The sequence below is a fragment of the Okibacterium fritillariae genome (assembly GCF_052783725.1).
The window spans coordinates 3019707-3034690 of the sequence record NZ_CP199917.1 but is presented as its reverse complement, the minus strand read 5'-3'; the positions used below and the strand labels follow the sequence as shown (position 1 = coordinate 3034690).

The 14984-nt window shown below is 62.0% G+C and carries 12 protein-coding genes; 5 read left to right on the top strand and 7 right to left on the bottom strand.

Annotated features, from left to right (window positions below; genetic code table 11):
- Nucleotides 1-34: 34 nt before the first annotated feature.
- The 5 genes from ACUWEX_RS13905 (at nucleotide 35) to ACUWEX_RS13885 (ending at nucleotide 3177) form a co-directional block, all read left to right on the top strand.
- The gene (locus ACUWEX_RS13905) at nucleotides 35-616 is read left to right on the top strand and encodes a uridine kinase family protein (RefSeq protein WP_445996634.1); all 582 of its coding nucleotides are present in this window, start codon (nucleotides 35-37) and stop codon (nucleotides 614-616) included.
- On the top strand, nucleotides 613-1125 hold the full coding sequence (locus ACUWEX_RS13900; protein ID WP_445996633.1) for a GNAT family N-acetyltransferase: 513 nt from the start codon (nucleotides 613-615) through the stop codon (nucleotides 1123-1125). Before ACUWEX_RS13905 ends, ACUWEX_RS13900 begins: the two co-directional genes overlap by 4 nt.
- A complete protein-coding gene (locus tag ACUWEX_RS13895; protein WP_445996632.1) occupies nucleotides 1122-1421 on the top strand; it encodes a hypothetical protein in 300 nt (99 codons plus the stop codon). The genes ACUWEX_RS13900 and ACUWEX_RS13895 overlap by 4 nt, the downstream gene beginning before the upstream one ends.
- Nucleotides 1422-1490: 69 nt before the next feature.
- A complete protein-coding gene (locus ACUWEX_RS13890; RefSeq protein WP_445996631.1) occupies nucleotides 1491-2033 on the top strand; it encodes a hypothetical protein in 543 nt (180 codons plus the stop codon).
- Between the two features lie 256 nt (nucleotides 2034-2289).
- The gene (locus ACUWEX_RS13885) at nucleotides 2290-3177 is read left to right on the top strand and encodes an HpcH/HpaI aldolase family protein (RefSeq protein WP_445996630.1); all 888 of its coding nucleotides are present in this window, start codon (nucleotides 2290-2292) and stop codon (nucleotides 3175-3177) included.
- A 94-nt stretch (nucleotides 3178-3271) separates the two neighbouring features.
- Here the strand turns inward: ACUWEX_RS13885 and ACUWEX_RS13880 are convergent, their stop codons facing one another.
- The 7 genes from ACUWEX_RS13880 to ACUWEX_RS13850 all read right to left on the bottom strand — a co-directional run bounded on the left by ACUWEX_RS13880 (nucleotide 3272) and on the right by ACUWEX_RS13850 (nucleotide 14962).
- Nucleotides 3272-5521 carry an MMPL family transporter gene (locus tag ACUWEX_RS13880; RefSeq protein WP_445996629.1) on the bottom strand — a complete coding sequence of 750 codons (2250 nt, stop codon included), beginning with the start codon at nucleotides 5519-5521 and terminating at the stop codon, nucleotides 3272-3274.
- A 141-nt stretch (nucleotides 5522-5662) separates the two neighbouring features.
- A complete protein-coding gene (locus ACUWEX_RS13875) occupies nucleotides 5663-6328 on the bottom strand; it encodes a response regulator (protein WP_445996628.1) in 666 nt (221 codons plus the stop codon).
- Nucleotides 6325-7500 carry a sensor histidine kinase gene (locus ACUWEX_RS13870; protein ID WP_445996627.1) on the bottom strand — a complete coding sequence of 392 codons (1176 nt, stop codon included), beginning with the start codon at nucleotides 7498-7500 and terminating at the stop codon, nucleotides 6325-6327. The genes ACUWEX_RS13875 and ACUWEX_RS13870 overlap by 4 nt, the downstream gene beginning before the upstream one ends.
- Before the next feature lie 36 nt (nucleotides 7501-7536).
- Nucleotides 7537-9804 carry a glycoside hydrolase family 3 C-terminal domain-containing protein gene (locus ACUWEX_RS13865; protein ID WP_445996626.1) on the bottom strand — a complete coding sequence of 756 codons (2268 nt, stop codon included), beginning with the start codon at nucleotides 9802-9804 and terminating at the stop codon, nucleotides 7537-7539.
- A complete protein-coding gene (locus ACUWEX_RS13860; protein ID WP_445996625.1) occupies nucleotides 9801-12305 on the bottom strand; it encodes a family 78 glycoside hydrolase catalytic domain in 2505 nt (834 codons plus the stop codon). Before ACUWEX_RS13860 ends, ACUWEX_RS13865 begins: the two co-directional genes overlap by 4 nt.
- 59 nt (nucleotides 12306-12364) lie before the next feature.
- Nucleotides 12365-13732 (bottom strand): MFS transporter, encoded by a 1368-nt coding sequence (locus tag ACUWEX_RS13855; RefSeq protein WP_079728744.1) that lies wholly within the window; start codon nucleotides 13730-13732, stop codon nucleotides 12365-12367.
- A 210-nt stretch (nucleotides 13733-13942) separates the two neighbouring features.
- Nucleotides 13943-14962, bottom strand: coding sequence for a LacI family DNA-binding transcriptional regulator (locus ACUWEX_RS13850; RefSeq protein ID WP_445996624.1), 1020 nt, complete (start codon nucleotides 14960-14962; stop codon nucleotides 13943-13945).
- Nucleotides 14963-14984: the final 22 nt, after the last annotated feature.

Genomic DNA, 14984 nt, shown 5'->3' with positions numbered 1-14984 from the left:
TCGGCGAACCTCAGCGGGCTTGTAGCCTGGGGCCATGCAGAGCCGCGACCTCATCGACCACATCTCCGGTCGCTCGCGTGACTCTGCTCGCCCTGTTGTCGTCGGCGTTTCGGGATACTGCGGGTCGGGCAAGTCGACACTGGCCCGGGAACTCGTGGCAGCCCTGCCCGGCGCGGTGAGAATGCGGGGCGACGATTTCCTCGATCCGGCTCGGTCTCATGTTCGATCGACCGACTGGGATGGCGTCGACCGGTCTCGTCTGGTCGCTTCCGTGATCGAGCCTTTCCGAGAGCGGCGCCCCAGTGAATTTCGCCGCTATGACTGGTCGGCTCGTGCCCTGGGCGACCCGGAGTCCCTTCCGGTCGCCGACGTGCTCGTGGTCGATCTGATCGGACTCTTCCACCCCGAGGTCGTCCCTCTCCTCGACGTAGCCGTGTGGTGCGACGTCGACCTCGACACGGCCGCGACCCGCGGGATGGATCGCGACAGAAAGCTCGGCCGCACCCACGAATCGCTGTGGCGCGATGTTTGGATCCCGAACGAGATCGACTTCAGCAACCGTTTCGACCCCCGCCGATCCGCGACGGTCCTTTACGAGTCCCTCGGAGAACGATGAACCTGTCGGCAACCTCCATCGTGACCGCACGATGCGTTCTCGAGCCGTTGACGGTGGAACACGCGCCGGAAATGATCGGCGTCCTCGCCTCCGATGATTTGTATACGTTCATTGGCGGAGAGCCGCCCTCGGAGCGTGCTCTGCGGGAGCGCTACCGACGCCAGGTGGAGGGGCGCTCGCCGGATGGCACCGAGGGATGGCTGAACTGGGTGATCCGCGAAAACGCAGGCGGCCGTGCGATCGGCTACGTTCAGGCGACAGTTGTGGAGCGCGCTAAGGGTGCCCGTGCGGATTTGGCCTGGCTGATCGCGTCCTCGATGCAACGCCAGGGTTTTGCCTCGGAGGCGGCGGAGGGCATGGCCGGATGGCTCCGGGGACGCGGTGTGACCGACATCCGTGCCCATATTCACCCTGGGCATGAAGGTTCCGCTCGAGTGGCTCGGCGTCTGGGGCTGGCGCCGACATCCGAGATGCAGGATGGCGAAACGCTGTGGATGCTGCAGGAATGAGCGAGGGCCCGCGTCGGGGGGTCAGTCCAGCTGACACGGATAAGCCCGCAGAGGGGGAGTTCCCCGACAGCCCAGAGACCGCTGTCGCCAGCTATTACCGATACCCCGGTGATTCCGAGTGGTGGATGTTCCACGACGGAACGACCTGGGTCGGTGATCCGGTCCGCCTGCCCTGGTACAAGAAGCCCGTCTCCTGGTCGGTGGGTCGAGCGCCGCGCTGGGCTCACGTGGTGATGTTGGGCGTCATGGCCCTCGTGGCTGCGACAAAGCTCCTCTTCGACTTCCCGCCCGGATAGCGAGTTGGCAAGGTGGGCACAGGTGCCCATGGTGTGCGGAGTGGTCCGCCAATAGCGTTACTCACCATCATGGACAACATCGGAATCATCCTGCTCGCCGTCCTCATCCTCGTGATGCTGATCGGATGGCCCATCGCGCGGCCCTTCCTCAAACGTCGGGCTAACGCCGCCGGGCGTGAGGCCGGCGAGAAATATGCGGCCGGCAAACTGCCCGGCGTGCTCGAGGCCCTGGGCCGCACGGTCGTTATCCATGCCGACGAGGCTGCTGCGCATAACGTGGTCGACACGGCCGTGGCGACGATGCCCCGCAAGGCCGGCGCGCACGTCGGCGGCGGCTGGGCGATCAAGTGGGTCGAGAAGGATGACGTCGTCGCGCAGCTCACCACTGAGCCGTCCTCGGGTGCGGGCGTGCTGAGCGTGGCTCGGTTCCGTGATTACCTGGGGTTCCCGCAGGGGGCGAAGGAGTGGACGGCCTTCGCGCGCGCCGTCGAACAGGCCGCTGCGGCATCCGGAATCGCCGTCTCGACCGGCACAGTCTCTTTTGCCCGGGGCGCGCGCATCGACGATAAGAACTGGGTGTGGGCGCCGGTCGCCGAGCGTCCCAACGTCTGACGGACCACTAGCGGCCGGGGCTGCCCTCGGGCGGATCCTGCGCGTCGAGTCGTTCTCGTCGGCGCTCAGGCCATTCGACGCGGCGCAACTTCGAACGCTCTATCTCAGGTTCCCGTCGGTCCAGATCTGAATCGCGGCGCGGATGGCTTCGGCATTGTCTTGGCCGCCGTGCGTCCCACCGAACGCCTCACCTCAGGACTGTAGAACACCATTGATGGGCAGGCCGTCTCGGTAGTGTTTACAAAGATCGCGTTCAATGTCGGTGCCAGACAACCAAGATGTGTCCCTCCTGGCGGTGGATGCAATTACGTTCCGGCACGGGTTCACCAGAAGAACAAATGTCTCGGGCGAGCTCAGCAGCCGGGTTACCGCGGATGGAGGCCAAAAAGTGAGTGGTTCAAAACACGACACAGCAGACGGCGTGTGGTGCGTTTTGGGTGAGCCCCGAACCGTCGCGCAAATCGGTCAAAGTGGATTCGCCTGGATCGGGCTGGACATGCAGCACGGCGCATTCGACGACACGTCCCTGATGTCGACGATGCAAATGCTTTCCACGCTCCCACAGTCTCCGATGGTTGCAGTACGGGTGGCAGAACTCTCTGATGCCCGGATCGGACGAGCGCTCGACCTCGGGGCTGACATCGTCATCGTCCCGATGATCGAAACCGTCGAGCAAGCACAGCAGGCTGTCGCGGCCGCCGATTATCCCCCGAACGGGCGGCGCAGCTGGGGCTCACTCGTCAGCCAATGGGGTCACGTCGCGCCCACGCCGGCCGCTTCGAATCCCGAAGTCTGGGTGATGCTCGAGACACCCGCGGGGGTTGAAGCAGCTGAAGAGATCCTTGCTGTGCCGGGGGTGGCCGCAGTTTTTGTCGGACCCTTCGATCTTGCAATCGGCCTCGGAGTCGATGTCACGGACCTTCTGAAAGCTCAGCACGCTGATGACCCTCTTCCCCGGATCGTCGCCGCCGCGCGACGAACACAGAAGCAAACAGGTGCTTTCGCGGGGGACCCCACGCGCGCAGAGGCGTTGCGGTCTATCGGTTTCAGTCGAGTCGCGGTCGCCACCGACTCTGCGTTGCTCGCCCTCGGGGCTGCTTCGGTGTTGGGTCACGACGCCGGTACTACCTTGAGAACTTACTAAGTCTGATAGGGACTAGACGCGGATCGGACGCCAGCAACCAGGGACCTGAGCGCTCCCTCAAATCCCTGGACGCCGACGCCCGTCTGCGTGTCTCTTATTGCACCCTCGATGTGGTTTCAAAGTCGTCCGGTACCGTCGATACCGTCGGAGCCTCGAGCGCGGAACCTTCGGCATCTATGTGTGGGAGTGCTCTGCCGAGCCATTTCGGTAGCCACCAGGCGGCTTCGCCCGTGAGAGACAGGATCGCCGGAACGATCACCATTCGAACAAGGAACGCGTCCGCAACGACCCCAACCGCAAGTGCGAGCGCTATTGACGCGACCAACGACGATGGGCTGAGCGCAAATCCGCCGAACACCGCGGCCATGATCGTCGCCGCGGCGACGACGATGAATGCGGTGCGTCCGAACCCGTCCAGGATCGCTTCTCGAGCGGGGAGACCCTTCGAGTGGGCTTCATGGATACGTGAGACCAAGAACACCTGGTAGTCCATCGCAAGGCCAAAGAGTATGCCGACGATGAGGATAGGGAGAAGGCTGAGGAGCGGATTACCGAGTGGTGCCGCGAACAGAGAGCCGAGCCATCCCCATTGGAAAACCGCCACGGTCACGCCGAGCCCTGCCCCGAGCGAAAGCAGAAATCCTGCGGTCGCGATAAGAGGCACAAGAATAGACCGGAACATGATCATCATCAGGATGAGTGACAGCCCGACGATGAGGACGATGTAAAGAACGAGAGCATCACCAAGCTTCTGATCGACGTCGATTCCAACAGCCGTCACACCTGTGACCTGCAGTGAAACGCCCGGAACCGCGTTTGAGGATTCTCTGATGTCTCGGACGAGATCCTTCGTCGCTTCATCGACTGCACCGCTCTCAGGGATGACCGTGAAGATGGCGGTGTCGCCCGTGGTGCTGACTCCGGATGGAAATACGGTTTGAACATCATGAATCGATTCCAATGTCGACATGATGTCGGGTTGTGCTTTTGAAATGGCTTGACCCTCGGCCAACACAATGAGCGGATTCTGTGCTCCATCGCCGAACTTTTCGGCGATGAGGTTGTAAGCGGCACGCTGGGTCGACTCGGGGTCTTCGCCGCCCGGCATGGACAGTGAGGTCTTCAGAGACAGCACGGGCACCGCCAGGATGACCAGAAGCGTCACAGCTCCAATCACTGAGATGAGGGGATGTTTGACCACCGATGCTCCCCATCGTTCGAGATACCCGATCCTCGTGTTCTGCTCCTTGCCGCCCTGCGAAACGAGGCCGCTCTCCCGTGTTGGGGCAACCGACCGTTTATAACGCGAACGCTCTTTGCGGGGGAGAACGTTGTGGCCCATCGACATCATCAAGGCAGGCAGAAGGGTGAGCGCCATCAAGATCGCGATGAGCACGGCCACCGCGCCGGCCAACCCCATTTCTGTGATGAAAGGGATGTTTACAACGGCGAGGCCGGTCAACGCGATGATCACGGTGGTGCCGGCAAACACGACGGATGAGCCTGCGGTGCCGACCGAGATACCGATGGCGTCGTCGATCTTTCTCCCGGCCCGCAGCTCAGCTCGGAAGCGCGCGAGGACGAAGAGACCGTAGTCGATGGACACTGCCAGCCCCAGCATGACAGCCAAAATTGGGGTGATGGATCCGATGGGGTACAGCGCGGAACTAGCGAGAACACCGAGGATTCCGACCCCGACACCCACGATGGCGCCAACCATATTGGCACCTGCCGCTCTGAGCGAACCAAACGTGAGAACCAAAACAAGGAAGGCAATAGCTACGCCAACAATCTCGCTCGGTCCGAGTATCTCGGGCACTCCGCTGCCCAGCGAACCGCCGACTTCGACAGCTTTCCAGTCCTGATCCCGCTGGTTCTCTGCGGCTTCGAGCACCTCGTCGTAGACGGTTTCCGCGTTCGCGTCGGTGATGCCGGAAAGGTCGACTGAGAGAACAGCCGTGCTGAGATCGGGGGAGACATATGGATTTGCTGGATCGAGGGGGTCACTCACGGTTTCGACATGAGGCAGTCCGGAGAGGTTTTCCCGCAGCTCGATGATTCGAGCTGCCGCGGCTGGGTCCGTGACGTTCTCGTCGTCGCGGGTTTGCACAACGACTTGCAGGGAGCCGGTTCCGGGTTGCGTCGCGGTGTCGGGGAATTCCCGTTCGACGGTGTTGAGCGCGGTACTGGATTCGGTCCCGGGGATCTCAAATGCTCCGTCACTGAATTTCATGCCGGTGAGTGTGATCACGGCAAGTACGACCAGAGTCAGGGTCCAGGTGAGGAAGGTGAGTAGTCGATGCCGGGCGCTGAATCGTCCGACGCGGTAAAGCAAGCGGGCCAAGGGGATATGTCCTCTCCAAAAAGCTGCCCGACAGTCGGGCTCTTCCAGCTTGGAGATGGGCCAGCGACCTTTCGTCGTCTGGCGGGATCGGATCATCGTTCATTCGGGGCGATCGCCGTACTGCGTTCATGGTAGCGGGCGCTAACGGGGGCGGCCGAGTCCTGCTTCAATGGCGATCACAACGAGCTGAGATCTATCCCGTGCACCGAGTTTTGTCATCGCTCGATTGATGTGAGTCTTGACCGTGTATGGGGAGATGAAAAGTTCTTTGGCGATGTCGTCGTTGCTGACTCCGTGTGCAGCGCGAGCGACAATCATCTGTTCGCGGTCAGTGAGTGCGGAGAGTTCTATGTGTTGCCCGCTCTGCAATACTTCGGGCCTCGGCGTCTTCAGATTGTCGAGTAGCGCCAGCGTCGCATCGTCTGAGAGCCCCGGACCGCCAGCGGCAACGGCGCTGATCTTGTCAGCAAGTTCACTCGGCCCAACGCTCTTGCTCAGAAACCCGACAGCGCCCGCTGTGAGAGCAGCAACGACATTTTCCTGGTCTTCGAAAGTCGTCAGAACGACTACCCGAACGAGCCGTAGTCGAGGATCGCGGCGGATCCGTGAGATCGCTTCGATTCCGTCGACGCGCGGCATTCGAAGGTCCATCAGCACCACATCGGGGAGCAGGTCACGGCTCAGTAAGTGGGCTTGTTCCCCATCTGTCGCCTCGCCGACCACCTCAAAATTGTTCCGGGCTTCGAGCATTCCGCAAAGGCCCATTCGGATAAGTGGTTGGTCGTCGGCGATGAGTATGCGAATCATGTGTCTTGTTCCGGGTTGAGCGGGAGTGTTGCGTTGAGCGTGAACACGCCCAGGTGATTTTCGACGTCGAGCGAGCCGCCGGCGGAGATGATGCGCTCCCGCATGCCGATGAGACCGAAGCCACCATCGACTCGTTTTGGTGAGGAGGTGGCAATTGCGTTCCTGACAGTCACGCGGAGCCCGCCCGGATCGCGTGTAATTCGGATATCGACGCGGCCTTTCCCGTGCTTGTGCGCGTTTGTGAGCGCTTCCTGGAGCACACGGTAGGTGGCGACCTCGACCGTTGGGGTCAACATGTGATGCGGAACTGTCTTGATGTCGGCGTTGATAGATAGACCGATTTCCCGGAACGTTGTGAGCAGCTCGGTGATGTTCTCGATGCCAGGTGACGGCGTCGCGATCGCCTTTCCGCTACTGCCTGGTTCTCGAAGCACACCGACCAGCCCCTGAAGCTCATCCAGAGTTCGGGCTGCGGCACCGCGGATTGCCTGCAGGGAGGCGGAAGTCCTCTCGGGGTGCTGGTCAAGCTGTGCTTCCGCTGCTCCGGCATGAACGCTTATGACCGCGATGTTATGGGCGAGTACGTCGTGGAGATCGGCCGCAATTCGCAGGCGCTCAAGAGTAATCCGCTGTTCCACATCCCTCCGCCGAGACTCCAGATTTGTCTCGGCACGGTCGAGGATGTCCCTCACATGGACGCGCTGTAAGCGAATGGCTGAACCCAAGCCCGCCGAGGCCGCCGTCCATGCGATGAGACCCAACGCCGTGGGCTCAAGCGGGCCGATACTGAGTGCGATGACCAAACTGCCGTACAAGCCCAAGCCCTGCAGCACGGAGCACATGATGACCGTGCGACTTGAGCGCGTGAGTGCGACGGTAAATAGGCAAATTTGTGCGAAGCACCACAAATAGAGCGCAGCTGGCTGTTCAAGATGAGCGAAGATCACACAAAGCACGGTGGCGGCAATCAGAGCGGCGACCGGCTGAATTCGGCGGCTCACGCTGATTGCCCATGCGATGACAGCCAGGACGATCTCGGTATGGTTCGTGTCCGAACGGAGGATACCGCCGATGAAGGACACGGTGACAAAAAGCCCGATGCCATCCAGAAGGAGTTCCCACGGGTCGCCCAGACGGCGACCCGTGGGACCCTTCGGGTTCTCGCTCACCACGCGAACATCTTCGATAGCCCTTTTCAACTCATGTCATCAGACCAGCTCGTTGACAGCGTCCTGATCCTCGGTGGTGTAGCTCAATGTCATGAGTTGCTCGAGCATTTCAACGGGGAATGCGCCACCGGTGAAAGCCAAGAACTGTTGCATCGGCATCGATTCGACCATTTTGAGGCCATCGGGGTTCTGATCTGCTTGCTGCGCCTGTTCTTCAGACATCCCGGCAGTCAAACCCTGCATGAGAGCCGGCCCGACACGCGGATGCGCGAACCAATCACCAACTGTTGAGTCCATGGTGAGAGGGCGAATGATCACGTCGCCGGTCAAAGCCAGCGTCTCTTCGGCGAAGATGCTTGCTGAGCTTTCGCCAATCTGCACTGTGTATTCGCCTGGGGCAACAACCCAGCGATCGAGCTCGATGTCCCAGTAGGCGAACGCACGGCGATCAAGAGCGAGTTCAACGGTTTGGGTTTCGCCAGGTTCCAGTGTGACCTTACGGAAAGCGCGCAGCTCGCGCACCGGTCGACGCACCGGCCCCGCCGTCGTTGCGACGTACACCTGCACGACGTGCTTGCCGGTCCGGGCACCGGTGTTTGTGACGGTGACGCGAGCGGTGGCGGTGTCTGGCCCGGTGATCTCAGTGACCAAGGCGGTAGTTGCGAATGTGGTGTAACTCAGCCCGTGGCCGAACGGGTAGCGGACGGGCACATCAGCAGTCGTGTAGTGGCGGTATCCGACCATGACGCCCTCGCCGTATCGCACATGGCCTTGCTCACCGGGGAAATTGTTCCAGCTGGGGTTGTCCTGAAGCCGCAACGGGATTGTCTCGGCGAGATGGCCGGAAGGGTTCACGACACCGAAGAGCACGTCGGCGATGGCCGAACCGCCTGCCTGGCCGAGCAGCCAGCCTTCGAGAATAGCGTCAACATCGTCATGCCAGCCTTCGAGAGAGACGACTCCGCCGTTGGAGAGCACGACGACCGTTCGAGCCGAAACGGCGGCGACATCGCGGATGACGGCAAGCTGCGCTGTCGGCAGCGAAAGTGTTTCGCGGTCGAAGCCTTCGGATTCTTCGCGGTCGCTGAGACCGGCAAAGACGATAGTGACGTCTGAGCGGGCGGCCACTTCAACAGCGAGGGCGCGCCGTTTGTCGACGTCCGGGTCTTCGGCCAGGGTGAAGCCGTCAGCATGTTCGACGGTAATGCCACGCTCAAGGGCGAGGTCGCGAATGGTATCGAGAGCAGCGTCGGTGCGTGTCGGATTGATGTGGGAGCTACCGCCACCCTGGAATCGGGGTTCGGTGGCGAAAGAACCGATCACAGCTACTCGCGAGACATTGCTGATGGGCAGGACGTCCCCGTCGTTTTTCAACAGGACTACAGAGTCGGCTGCCAGCTGACGGGCGAGCGCGTGATGGCTATCGACATCGAACTGGCCGGTGGATGTGCGGTGACGCGCGGTAAGGGCAAGGACTCGACGAACCGCATCATCGACGAGAGCTTCGGAGAGTTCACCACGTGTGACCGCGTCAACGATTGCCTGGTCGGTGGCGCCACCGCTGCCGGGCATTTCGAGGTCCATTCCCGCGGCTACGCCGGCGACGCGGTCGCTAACTGCGCCCCAGTCAGAAACCACCGCGCCTTCGAATCCCCATTCGTCGCGGAGAACTTCGGTGAGCAGCCACGGATTATGCGAGGCGTAGACGCCATTGATTTTGTTGTAGGAAGCCATGACCGTTGCGGGTGCGGCTTCGGTGACAATGCGTTCGAAGGCGGGGAGGTAGATCTCCCTCAGTGTGCGTTCGTCGACATCGGCGCTGATCCGCATGCGCTCGTGCTCTTGATTGTTGGCGGCGAAGTGCTTGACGGATGCCCCGGGACCAACTGCTTGCATCGCGTTGACATGAGCGGCGCCGAGGACACCGGAAATCAGCGGGTCCTCCGAGTAGTACTCGAAGTTGCGTCCACACAGCGGTGATCGCTTGATGTTGACCCCGGGACCGAGCACAACGGCGACACCGAATGCGTTGGCTTCCCGCCCCACAGCGGCGCCGAGTTGTGCGGCAACGTCAGGGTCCCAGCTCGAACCGACAGCCACCGCGGGTGGGAAGCAGGTCGAGGGCAATGCGTCATTGATGCCGAGGTGATCGGCTTCGCCGTCCTGTCGCCGGATGCCGTGGGGACCGTCCGTGAGCACGATCGAAGGGATGCCAAATTCCTCGATGGCTTTCGTGGACCAGAAGTCCTGCCCGGAGAGAAGGGAGGCTTTCTGGGCAAGCGTCAGTGCGCTGATGTCGATAGTCATGCGGATGCTCCCGTTGAGGCGGCGGTCAAAGTGTTGGAAATGGCTGTGCGGAATTCATCGGAGGCACCGGGAACGTAGTCGAGCATGGTTGCGATCGACATGGTGGCGGCTTCAGGTGCCGTGCCGTCCAGAGGCACACCGGGGTAGAAGCTCCCAAACGTGTCCATGAAGAGACGCCAGGCGTTCGCGTCTGCAGCCACGTCGCCGAGAGTGGAGTCCAAGGTGAATACCGAGAGGTTGGCTGCGACGTCGGCTTCATACTCGAAATGGTGTGTGCCTGCGCCGATCTCGATGGCGTCGTTCTCGGCGTGCAAAGGGAGCAGGACTTCGGCGGTCGTCCCCTCCGGGATCTGGAGGTCGACGGTCATGGTGGCATCCTCGAGTGCCCAGGCAATGCGCACCTCACCGAACGTGGTGAGGTGTCGGAGGGTTGCGTTCGTCAGGTCCCTGCCGGGCTGCGGGGCAATGCGCATGCGACGGTAACCCGGTTCGAGGGCATTGAGGCCGCCGATCGTGCGATGCATCCAGTCAACGACAGCTCCGAGCGCATAGTGGTTCAGCGACGTCATGCCGGACGGGTTGATGGTGCCGTCCGGGCGCACAGAATCCCACCGCTCCCAAATTGTGGTGGCGCCCATGGTGACGGGGTAGAGGAACGAGGGGCACCCTGTTTCCAGGAGCAAAAGGTAGGCCTCATCGAGGTGCCCGGTTGATGACAGAGCATCTGTGACGAGCGGTGTGCCCGCGAATCCAGTCGAGATGCGGAACCCTGCTTTTGCGACGATCTTCGCGAGTTGATCGCCAGCATGCTTCTTCTGCGCTTCGTCAAGGATGTCGAAAGTGATGGCGAGGGCGTAGGCGGTGGCTGTTTCATTGACGACCCGGCCGGAGGGGCTGACGTACTCGTCATGGAACGCCCCACGCACCCGAGCGGCGAGTTCCGAGAATTCCGCGTGGTCAACGGTGCGACCGAGAATCCTCGCCGTTTCGGCCATTTCGCGCGTGGTCCGACACAGGTAGGCCGCAGCGACGAGGTGCCGGTCGGTTTTGCCGCCGGCCGGATTGTCGTCCGGTGCATCCGGGTCCAGCCAGTCACCATATTGGAAACCGCTGCTCCACAATCCGTTGTCATCGAGGAGATCGGCCACCTGGCGAATGAACGTGGTCATCGAGTCGTATGCCTCCTCGAGGATCTGGGCATCGCCATATTCGCGGAAGAGCGCCCACGGAAGGCTTACTGCCACATCACTCCACAGGGCTGTCGGCGACGATGGGGTGGAGAGCACATCCGGCACCACCCATGGCACGAAACCTTTCTCCTGTTGTTCCGCGGCGAGATCGCGCAACCAGGATCCCAAGACCCCGCGCACGTCGTACAGGAAAGCGGCTGTTGGAGCGAAGGCGTTGATGTCTCCGGTCCAGCCGAGGCGTTCGTCGCGTTGCGGGCAGTCGGTCGGTACTCCCACGAAGTTGTCGCGCATGGACCAGACTGCATTTGAGTGCAGCTGGTTGAGTAGCGGGTTGGACGTTTCGAGCCATCCCGTGCGAGTCATGTCGGAATGCGCCACAATTGCCCGCACTGAGGCTGGGTTCAGCTCTCCCGGCCAGCCCTCGATCTCGACGTATCGGAACCCATGGAACGTGAAGCGAGGCTCCCACGTTTCGGTGTCGCCACCCGCCAGAGTGTAACGATCGGTAGCCGCAGCCGTGCGCAGAGTCTCAACGTCGATCTCGCCAGCGGTCATCACCTCGGCGTGCCGCAATGTCAAAGTTGTGCCCGGTTCCCCCGTCACGGATAACCGCACCCAGCCTGAGATGTTCTGCCCAAAATCGACCACGGTCTTACCGGCGGGAGTGCTGAGGATATCGACCGGCGCGAGTTCCTGGATGCGGCGAATTGGTGGAGCGATCGGTTCGACAAGTGTGTCGAGTGGCCAATCAAATAGATCGACATCGCCCCAACTGCTGTCGTCGAATTCCGGCCGGTCCCACCCGGAAGGTTCGAGACGCGCGTCGAAGGTTTCACCGTCGTAGATGCTGTTGCTGCGCACTCCGCCGGTGCCGGCGCGGAACGACGTATCACTCGCTATGAGCTCCTTCGCGCCGTCGGCGTATTCGATCTCGAGCTGCAGCCAGGCTGCGGGTCGATCGGAGTAGTGGTTGCGTTTGTCTTCCCACCCCAGTCGTCCAAGAGCCCACCCTTCCCCGAGCACGATGCCGATGGTGTTGGTACCGAGATGAATGTCCTTTGTCACGTCGTGGCTGCTGACGACGAGGCGATGGCGATAGGACGTCCAACCTGGAGCGAGAACCTCGTCCCCAACGACGGCACCGTTCAGGTGTGGCTCGACAAATCCGATTCCGGTCGAGTGCAGCGTCGCGCGCACCGGCTCCTCGCGAACGTGTACGTCTCGGCGGAGATACGACGCGGGTTCGTTCGCTCTTCCAGTCGACGTGCTCGGGGTGATGAACGATGCGGACCAGGTGGGGGACAGAGACATTCGATTGCTCCTCGGCAGCTTCAGGTGTTCGGTAGTTGTGCGCAGTGCGCGGGGCGTCTTTAGCGAACGGAACGTACGCGAAGGACGACGAGGCCGCCCACGATCGTGATCGCACCCGCGATGATGTAGAGCAGGGTGTAGTTCTTATCTCCCGCAGCCGTGGCGCCGATTGCTAGGAAGACGGGGGCAAGGAACGGCGCCGCCGCTTGCGGGATCGACACGGCGAAACCGGTGATGCTCATGAATCGACCGGCGCTCGTGTCCTTTTCGGGCAGCACGTCGAGCAGAAGCGCCTGGTCGACCGCCGCGAACATTCCAATGCCGACTGACGTCGTGAGAGAACCGACATAAAGGAGCGTGACATCGGGAGCGAGAGCTGTGGTGATCGCGCCGGCGGCGAAGAGGACGGCACCTGTCAACACGAACACGCGGCGCCGGCGCAGCTTGTCGGAAAGGAAACCGCCCCCAATGGCGCCTAGCGTTGTCGCGAAGATGCCGAAGAGGCCGAGCGTCGCGATGATAGGAGCCACTTCCGTCACGGGAACGCCCAGGCGAGAGGCGAAGAAGAACGCGGTGAATGTGGTGTTCAGGGTGAGGCCGAAGTAGAACAGGAATCGGCCCAGCCAGACCAGGGAGAAGTCGGGGTAGCGGCGGGGATTGAAAACGTATTTGCTCAGGATGTTCTTGACCGAGAGTTTCTCGTCGAAAGTTCGTCCTCGACTGTCTTCTTCGTGGATGAGGAATACGAAGAGGGTTACGAACAACACGCCTACGGCGCCGGGCAACAGGAACATCAACAGCGAGTTGCCGGTCAGTGTGCCAGCGATTACGACACCGAATACGGGGGCGATCTGCGTGGCGAAACCTGTGAGTCCGGCCACCTTGCCGCGCTGGCTTTCCGGGAGCCTGTCCGCCATGGAGATTTGGAGGTTGCCAAGCACTTGACCCCACCCGAGTTGAGCGAGGATCCAGCCCGCCCCGAGAATGATCGGGTTCGGAGCAAGCGCCATCACGATGAGCGAGATGACACCGAGCAGCATTCCGACGATCATGAACGGGCGTCGGCGGCCGAGGCGGGTTCGGGTGCGGTCGCTGAGAGTTCCCAGTAGTGGCCCAGTCAGCATCACTACCAGGGCGCCGGAACCGGTGATGTAGCCAAGGTATTCTTCCCGGCCGGGGGCGAGCTCAGAGAGGCGAATCGAGAGCGAGATGGCGATCGGCGTGATGAACGCCACGAAGACGCCGAACTGCCCGAGAACTTGCAGCCAGATGTAGAGCGAGCTCACCTTTTCTTCCGCCGGGCTGCCCGCCCCAGAGGCGCCGTTGACATCCTCAACCGGTGGGAAAGTGGCGGTTGGGGGAGTGCTGGGGATCGGTTGCGGGGGGATCGGGCTAGCGGCCGGGACGTCGCTTGGTTGTTTCGCCATTGAAGACTCCATTGTCGGGATCGATCGGGGCTATCCGGCGAGGAAGGCCTCATCGATAGCGGCTAGCGCGAGCTAGTACACGTGACCTTAGCGACCCCAACTAGCGCGCGCAAGTTATACAGGCGAATTACTGAGGATGCCGAAGTCCCGGCGTCGGCGGTTACGCGGCGCGCTCTCTGGTGCCAGTCGCGAAGTGGCACGGGGTGCGTTTTACCGCTTGTCCGCGGGAATCGCTCGTGTGGAGTCACGCTCGATGAGCTGAACCGTGGGGGTCGCCTGCTCGGCTGGGGCAGTGTCGGAACCTTCGATGCTGGCGATTGTCAGGGCCGCGAGCTGTCGGCCGAGGCCAGCGGTGTCGAGGCGGATCGTCGACAGGCGCGGCTCGAAGAGGCGGGCAATTGGGGCGTCGTCGTGACCTATGACCGACAGTTCACCGGGAATGTCGATTCCCGCACGCAGCGCTGCTCCCACGAGTGCTGCAGCCACATCATCGTTGTAGGCGAGGACGCCCGTTACACTGGCTGCCCGCCAAGAAAGTACTGCGGTGGTGGCTGACTCATCGTCCAGATCTATCGCCGCCCGTTCGATGCTGCAGCCCGCCGTTTCCGCTGCACGCTGAGCCGCGGCCCATCGTTCTTGACCGAGAGTAGTCAGACGCGGATCGGCCGTGTCGGCGTAGGCCAATGCGCGGTGCCCCAAATCAGCGAGGTGCTCCACCTGCATGGTGGTGCCCGGCTCGTCATAAGGCGGGGCGAGCGTGTCGGGGTCTGGAACGATCCGGGTCACGCCTGCGGCCCGCATCGCTTCGATGGCTTGGGGCGTGAACGGCAAGTAGCCCATCACTGCATCTAAGTCGACTGTCTCCCAGAGGGGGCGGGCGCGCCCTGAGTCGTGGGGGGTCGTAATCAAGAGCGTGTAACCGGCATCGTCCAGCGCGTTCGATGCTTCTTCGATGTTGTTTCGGACGCTGAAGTCGATCGGCCAGTCGGGAAGTATGAGCAGCACGGTGTTGGTGCGCCCGCTTGCGAGGGCTCGTGCGGCTGAATGTGGCCGGTAACCGAGCCGATGAGCTTCGGCGATCACTCGCCGACGGGTTGCCTCTGAGATGGTCTGGCCGGCGGTGTTGTTGAGCACGAAGCCGACAGTCGCGCGTGAGACGCCCAGCGAGGTGGCGATGTCCTTCGCTGTGACGCGACGGGACGCTTTGCCTGTGTCAGTTTGTGTGTCCACGGAGCCCCCTTCCTGACGCGGA